7 protein-coding genes are annotated in these 5,878 nt (G+C 64.6%); 5 read left to right on the forward strand and 2 right to left on the reverse strand.

Features of this window, described 5'->3' with window-relative positions:
- Positions 1 to 15 precede the first annotated feature (15 nt).
- Together waaA and lpxK are read left to right on the forward strand one after the other, a co-directional pair.
- Complete coding sequence (gene waaA / locus EN949_RS32220; protein WP_013532343.1) at positions 16 to 1,332, forward strand: lipid IV(A) 3-deoxy-D-manno-octulosonic acid transferase; 1,317 nt, start codon at positions 16 to 18, stop codon at positions 1,330 to 1,332.
- A gap of 1 nt (position 1,333) precedes the next feature.
- Positions 1,334 to 2,359: a tetraacyldisaccharide 4'-kinase gene (gene lpxK / locus EN949_RS32225; RefSeq protein WP_024504830.1), complete on the forward strand. Its 1,026-nt coding sequence runs from the start codon at positions 1,334 to 1,336 to the stop codon at positions 2,357 to 2,359.
- Here the strand turns inward: lpxK and EN949_RS32230 are convergent.
- Positions 2,356 to 2,589, reverse strand: a complete 234-nt coding sequence (locus tag EN949_RS32230) for a DUF2093 domain-containing protein (RefSeq protein ID WP_013532341.1) — start codon at positions 2,587 to 2,589, stop codon at positions 2,356 to 2,358. The two genes, lpxK and EN949_RS32230, sit on opposite strands and share 4 nt — an antisense overlap.
- 77 nt (positions 2,590 to 2,666) lie before the next feature.
- Here EN949_RS32230 and EN949_RS32235 point away from each other — a divergent pair, with 77 nt between their 5' ends.
- Complete coding sequence (locus EN949_RS32235) at positions 2,667 to 3,302, forward strand: hypothetical protein (RefSeq protein WP_245462010.1); 636 nt, start codon at positions 2,667 to 2,669, stop codon at positions 3,300 to 3,302.
- 39 nt (positions 3,303 to 3,341) lie between these two features.
- Here EN949_RS32235 and EN949_RS32240 read toward each other — a convergent pair whose 3' ends face one another.
- Entirely contained in the window at positions 3,342 to 4,268 is a 927-nt protein-coding gene (locus tag EN949_RS32240) for a LysR family transcriptional regulator (RefSeq protein ID WP_013532339.1), read from the reverse strand.
- Positions 4,269 to 4,360: 92 nt separating this feature from the next.
- Here EN949_RS32240 and EN949_RS32245 point away from each other — a divergent pair, with 92 nt between their 5' ends.
- Together EN949_RS32245 and EN949_RS32250 are read left to right on the forward strand one after the other, a co-directional pair.
- Positions 4,361 to 5,254, forward strand: coding sequence for a DMT family transporter (locus EN949_RS32245; RefSeq protein WP_024504827.1), 894 nt, complete (start codon positions 4,361 to 4,363; stop codon positions 5,252 to 5,254).
- Between the two features lie 84 nt (positions 5,255 to 5,338).
- On the forward strand, positions 5,339 to 5,878 hold a 540-nt coding region (locus EN949_RS32250), incomplete at its 3' end, for an alpha/beta fold hydrolase (RefSeq protein ID WP_127371899.1).

The raw sequence follows: 5,878 nt of genomic DNA on the forward strand, positions 1-5,878 counted from the left end.
CGTGGATGCTCCGCGATGAGCGGCCGCTGGGCACGGGCCATGCTGTCGGCTTACCGATTCGCGGGTGCGGCAGCCTATCCGCTGGTCGGGCCCTACGTTGCCTGGCGCACCTCGCGCGGCAAGGAAGACCGCTACCGCCGCCGCGAGCGCTATGGCGTCGCCGGCCGCGCGCGCCCCGACGGGCCGGTGATCTGGATCCATGCCGCGAGCGTCGGCGAGACCATAGCCGTCGTGCCGCTGGTCGAAAGCATTCTCGACTATGGCGTCAACATCGTGCTGACGACCGGCACGGTGACCTCTGCGCAGGTCGCCGACGAGCGGCTCGGTGACCGCATCATCCATCAATATGTACCGCTCGACCTCAAGCCGGCGGTCAGCCGGTTCCTCGATCACTGGCAGCCGGATCTGGCAATCATCGCCGAATCCGAGATCTGGCCGATGACCATCCTCGAGCTTGGCGCGCGACGCGTGCCGCAGGTGCTGGTCAATGGCAGGCTGTCCGACCGCTCGTTCAAATCGTGGAAGAAACGCGCCAACATCGCCGAGGCGCTGTTCGAGAACCTGGCTCACGTCGTGGCGCAGTCGGATGTCGATGGCGAGCGGTTTCTCGCGCTCGGCGCGCGGCCGGTGACGGTGTCGGGCAACCTCAAGGTGGACACGTCGCCGCCTCCGGTCGACGAACGGGCGCTGGCGACACTGCGGCGGCAGATAGGCACGCGCCCGACCTGGGCGGCGATCTCGACCCATGACGGCGAGGAAGTGGTCGCGGCTGAAGTCCACGCGACGCTGCACAAGCGCCACCATGGTCTTCTGACCATCGTCGTTCCGCGTCATCCCGATCGCGCCGAGGCGCTTGCGGCGCAGATTTCCGGCATGGGCCTGAAGGTCGCGCGGCGCAGCAAGGGCGACAGGATCACGGCCGACACCGACATATTGCTTGGCGACACGATCGGCGAGATGGGGCTCTATCTCCGGCTGACGGAAATAGCCTTCGTCGGCCGCTCGCTGACCTCCGAGGGTGGCCAGAACCCGCTGGAGCCGGCCATGCTCGACACGGCGGTTCTCGCCGGGCGCAATGTGCAGAATTTTCGGGAGGCCTACCAGCGTCTCCTCGACAGCGGCGGCGCCAAGCTGGTGCGCGATCGCGACATGCTGGCCGGCGCCGTCAATTTCCTCCTGACCAACGAAGTGGCGCGCCACGAGATGATGGCGGCAGGCATTGCGACCGTCGACGAGATGCGCGGTGCGCTGGCGCGTACGCTGAAATCGCTTGAGCCCTACATCCAGCCGCTGGTCGTCAAGTCGCGCCTGAAGGGCGCGAACGGGCGCTAGCGTGGCCTCGGAAGCACCACCATTCTGGTGGGAAGAGCCGGACTGGCGGGTCCTGGCACTGTCGCCGCTGTCGGCCATCTATGCGGCTGCCGCCGGCCGCGGCATGCGGCGGGCCAAGCGTGAGAAGATCGAAGCACCTGTTCTGTGCATCGGCAATTTCACGGTTGGCGGCACCGGCAAGACACCGGTGGCCATCGCGCTCGCCAAGCAGGCCAAGCGCATGCATCTCAAACCAGGCTTCCTGTCGCGCGGCCATGGCGGCTCCTTCGCCGAGCCGCACGTGGTCGATATCGACCACGACAGCGCCCGGCATGTCGGCGACGAACCGCTGCTGCTCGCCGAACACGCGCCGGTGGCGGTGACGCCGAACCGCGCCGCCGGCGCCCGGCTGCTGCTGGAACGGAATGGCTGCGATTTCCTGATCATGGACGATGGCTTCCAGAGCGCCCGCATCCACATCGACTATGCGCTGGTCGTGGTCGATGCGCGCTACGGGATCGGCAACGGCCGCGTCATTCCGGGGGGGCCGCTCAGGGCCAAAATCGTCGACCAGCTGGTTTTCACCAGCGGGTTGTTGAAAATGGGCGAGGGCACTGCCGCCGACAGCGTGGTCCGCCAGGCGGCACGCGCCGGCCGGGCGATCTTCGAGGCCCATACAGAGCCACGCGGCAAGGCAGGGCTTGCCGGCAAGCGGTTCCTCGCCTTCGCCGGTATCGGCCATCCCGAGAAATTCTTCGACACGGTGCGCGAGGCCGGCGGCGAACTGGCATTGACGCGGCCGTTTCCGGACCATCATTTCTATGCGGAGGACGAACTTGCCGAGCTGGCGGCGACCGCACGCACTGAGGGGCTGGTGCTCATCACCACCGCCAAGGACGCCGCCCGGCTGCGCCACGGCGCCTCACAGGACTTTCTCGACCGGCTCGAGGTGCTGGAGATCGACACGGTCTTCGAACTCGATCACGTTCCCGAGCGCATCATCGACGAGACGCTCGATGCCTGGCGCCAGCGCAAGCTGAAGGGTTAACTGCGCTTACGCAGCTCCGGATGCATCTCGATTTCACGGCGCAGCGAGGCGGTGGCGCTGATATAGGGCTCTTGCCTTGCGACGCTCCAGTATTTCAACTCGTCGAGCGGAATGCTTTCGCCTGTCACCGCGCAGCGCACGAACGCGCCGGGACTGGTAACCTGGAAATCGCCATCCAGGTAGCGGATGCGGGCTTCCTTGCCGCCGGGGCCTTCGAAACGGTTCATCATGCGGGGACGCCAGGGTTCATGAGGATTTCATCGCCATAAATTCCCGGCGAGGTCAAGCATGAGACAAGCCTGAGACAATGCTGAACGCTTATTGTGAAGCGGAAAAATGTTGTTGGTGGGCCGCAATGGACGTTTCCTCCACCCGTCTTCCCGCCCTGCTTAGGGAAGTGATGACGCCGCAAGCCGTGCCCTCGGGGCAGGCTGATCCAGTGATGACGGCACTGGTCAAGGCGCTGGTCCAACCGCCGGCGCCGTCTCTGCTCGCGCAGCAGACAGCGCCGGCGCTGTTGATTTTGCCGGCGGCGCCGATGGCCGTCAAATCGCAGCAGATCGCATCCGCTGGCATCGTCGATGCCTATCTTGCCCAGCTTGAGACGGGCGAAGAGGCGGCGTTGGCAACAGTCGTGGCGAGAAAGGCAAAACCCGAAGCCGAAACGCTGCGAGCCTTCTTGCCGCCTTCGACAACCGCCAATGACAATGCCTCCGCCAGGGTTGCGGGGCTGTCATTGCTGTCGCTTATCCTGCCGCAGGCCCCAATCCCGCGCAACGCTGCCGCCCTGGGTACGCCGGCGGGCAGGCACAGGCCGGCCAATCAATCCCATGGTGCGGTGCCGAACCCTGAGCAGTTGCTGGTGAAAATTGGCTTTGTTTCGATAATGGCCGGTTTGCTGGGAGCGGTGATCCTTGGGTTCGTTTTGTTGTTGCTTCGCTGAGCTTCGAATCGGCCGGTTTTCCATATAGGTCCGGAAGGTCTATCGCTCGGCTTCGATAAACGCCTCGATCTTGTCCTGGGCCAGCCCGGCCTCTGCCGCGATGCGGCGGGCGAGGTCGGCGGCGGCGGCACGCGGCCGCCCCATCGGCCGGTCGAGCCAGTAGGATACCGGGTTGAGGGCTGTGCGCTCATCGACGGGAGTGATGCGGCCCGATTGTAATTGATGTCCGGTCAGCGGCGGGCGGGCCAGCGCGATGCCGAGCCCATAGGCGGCGGCGTCGAGCACCAGATTGTAGTCCTCGAAGCGGCGGTCCTGCGGGCGCGGGCGGTAATCCATGCCTTGCGCGGCAAACCAGGCGCGCCAGGCCGACGCGTCGGAATCGTTGATCAGCGGATATTTGAGCAGCCGGGCAGGGTCGCCGCGGCCGATCTCGCGGGCTAGCTCAGGTGACGCGACGGGAAAGACATGTTCCTCGAAAAGTTGCACCGAGATGCGGCCCGGAATGCCGCCGCGTCCACAACGGATCGAGAGGTCGATGCCTTCATCGGCAAGGTCGGCCTGGCGGATGTCGACATCGAGCACGATGCGCAGCTTGGAGGGATTGTTCTCCAGAGCCGCCATGCGCGGCATCAGCCACAGCCCGCTGACGGAGGGGATCGAGGTCAGCCGCACCACCGCCGTGCCACGCGGCTCGACCCAGCGGTCGGAATGGGTCGATATCAGCGCAAAGGCTTCCGCCGTGCGCAGATGCAGCCTGTTGCCTTCGATCGTCAGCGAGACGCCGCGCGCACCACGGTCGAAGACTTTCAATCCCAGCCAGTCCTCGAGCTTGGCGATCTGCCGGCTGACGGCGCCATGGGTGATATTGAGCTTTTCGGCGGCCGCTGAAAAGCTGCCTGTCCGCGCCGCCGCATCGAAGGCGCGCAGCGTTTCGAGCGGCACCATTGTGTCCGAGCTGTGATCCATAGTCACAGGTGATCCTCGATTTCGTCGTTTGTCAACCGGGGTGAAAAGGCGCTTTCTGCCTTTCAGGACCGAAGAAATACGAGGGCGGTGAGATGAGCGAGATAACGGGCACGTTGAATTCGACACAGCGAATGGACACCACGGCAGCCATCGCGGTGGCGCTGACGGTGGTTGGTTGGGCCTCCGCCTTTCCCGCTATCCGAGCCGGTCTCGCCGCCTTCGGCCCACTGGAACTGGGTGCGTTGCGCTTTGCCATCGCCGCTGTGCCGGCGGCGATCTTCCTGGCCGTCAAGCGCCCGGCGCTGCCAAGGCTCGACGAAGTGTGGCGCCTGGTCTTTGGCGGCGCCATCTTCGTCGCGCTCTACACCGTCATGCTCAATTTCGGCGAACTGACTGTCTCGGCCGGTGCCGCCGGCTTCATCATCAATGTCAGCCCGATCTTCACCGCCATCATGGCGATGGCATTGCTGGGCGAGCGCTTCTCAGGCGTGGCCTGGATCGGTACGGTGATTTCCTTCGCCGGCATAGGCATCATCGCCATGGCCGATGGGCATGGCCTGTCATTCAACACCGGTGCTCTGTTGGTGCTTGGTTCGGCCTTGTGCTCGGCCGTCAACACCATCGTCCAGAAGCCGCTGTTTGCCCGCCATCATCCATTGACCATTTCGGCTTCGAACATGGTGCTCGGCGCACTATGCCTGGCCCCCTTCCTGCCGTCGGCCTTTTCGCAGGCGGCGGTCGCCGACACAGCAGGCCTCGGCGCCGTCATCTTTCTCGGCATCGTGCCCAGCCTCATCGCCTATGCCGCCTGGGCGACCGCGCTGTCGCGTCTGCCGGCGGCACGTGCCTCCAACTTCCTCTATCTGGTCTCGCCGATGTCCGCGCTGATCGGCTTCTTCTGGCTGGGCGAAGTTCCCACGCTGCTCGGCATAATCGGCGGCGCGCTGGCGCTGGGCGGTGTCATCGTGGTGAATTTGAAGAGATGAATATTGCCGACCGTCCGCTTCCGCCATTCGGAACGATCCCTCGATCAAACGCGTTTAGCCGAGGTTTGTTCGACGGAGGTCCGAATGCCGGGTGCAACCACGCACCGACGCATGCAACTGGATGATCTATCCATTTTTTATCGCGAGGCAGGGCCGTTAGAAGCACCTGTCTTGCTCTTGCCGCACGGCTATCCCTGCTCTTCGTTCCAATTCCGCCGACTGATGCCGGCGCTCGCCGACCGCTGGCGGACGATTGCATTCGACTGGCCTGGCTTCGGATACAGCGGCACACCCGATCCGGTCACCTTCGGCTATGATTTCGACGCCTATTGCGACGTGCTTTCCAAGCTTGCCGATGAATTCGGTCTCGAACGCTACGCCTTGTGGCTGCACGATTATGGCTCGCAGATAGGGCTCCGGCATGCGATCTCGCACCCGGAGCGGATCAGCGCCCTGATCATCCAGAACGGCGACATCTACGAGGACGTGCTTGGACCCAAATACGCCACGATCAAGGCCTGGTGGACCGACAAGGCGCCCGGCAAGCACCGTCCGCTCGAGGCCGCGGTAAGTGAGGACGGGTTCCGGGCCGAGTTCATCGGGGAAGTGGCTGACGACGTCGCC

The sequence above is a fragment of the Mesorhizobium sp. M7A.F.Ca.US.007.01.2.1 genome, from assembly GCF_003998165.1.
Classification (GTDB): domain Bacteria; phylum Pseudomonadota; class Alphaproteobacteria; order Rhizobiales; family Rhizobiaceae; genus Mesorhizobium; species Mesorhizobium ciceri.

Bases quoted from the DNA above. Each gene is read 5' to 3' on its own strand.
- EN949_RS32230 (WP_013532341.1), bottom strand. From the start codon at position 2,589: ATGATGAACCGTTTCGAAGGCCCCGGCGGCAAGGAAGCCCGCATCCGC.
- EN949_RS32235 (WP_245462010.1), top strand. From the start codon at position 2,667: ATGCTGAACGCTTATTGTGAAGCGGAAAAATGTTGTTGGTGGGCCGCA.
- waaA (WP_013532343.1), top strand. From the start codon at position 16: ATGAGCGGCCGCTGGGCACGGGCCATGCTGTCGGCTTACCGATTCGCG.
- EN949_RS32245 (WP_024504827.1), top strand. From the start codon at position 4,361: ATGAGCGAGATAACGGGCACGTTGAATTCGACACAGCGAATGGACACC.
- EN949_RS32240 (WP_013532339.1), bottom strand. From the start codon at position 4,268: ATGGATCACAGCTCGGACACAATGGTGCCGCTCGAAACGCTGCGCGCC.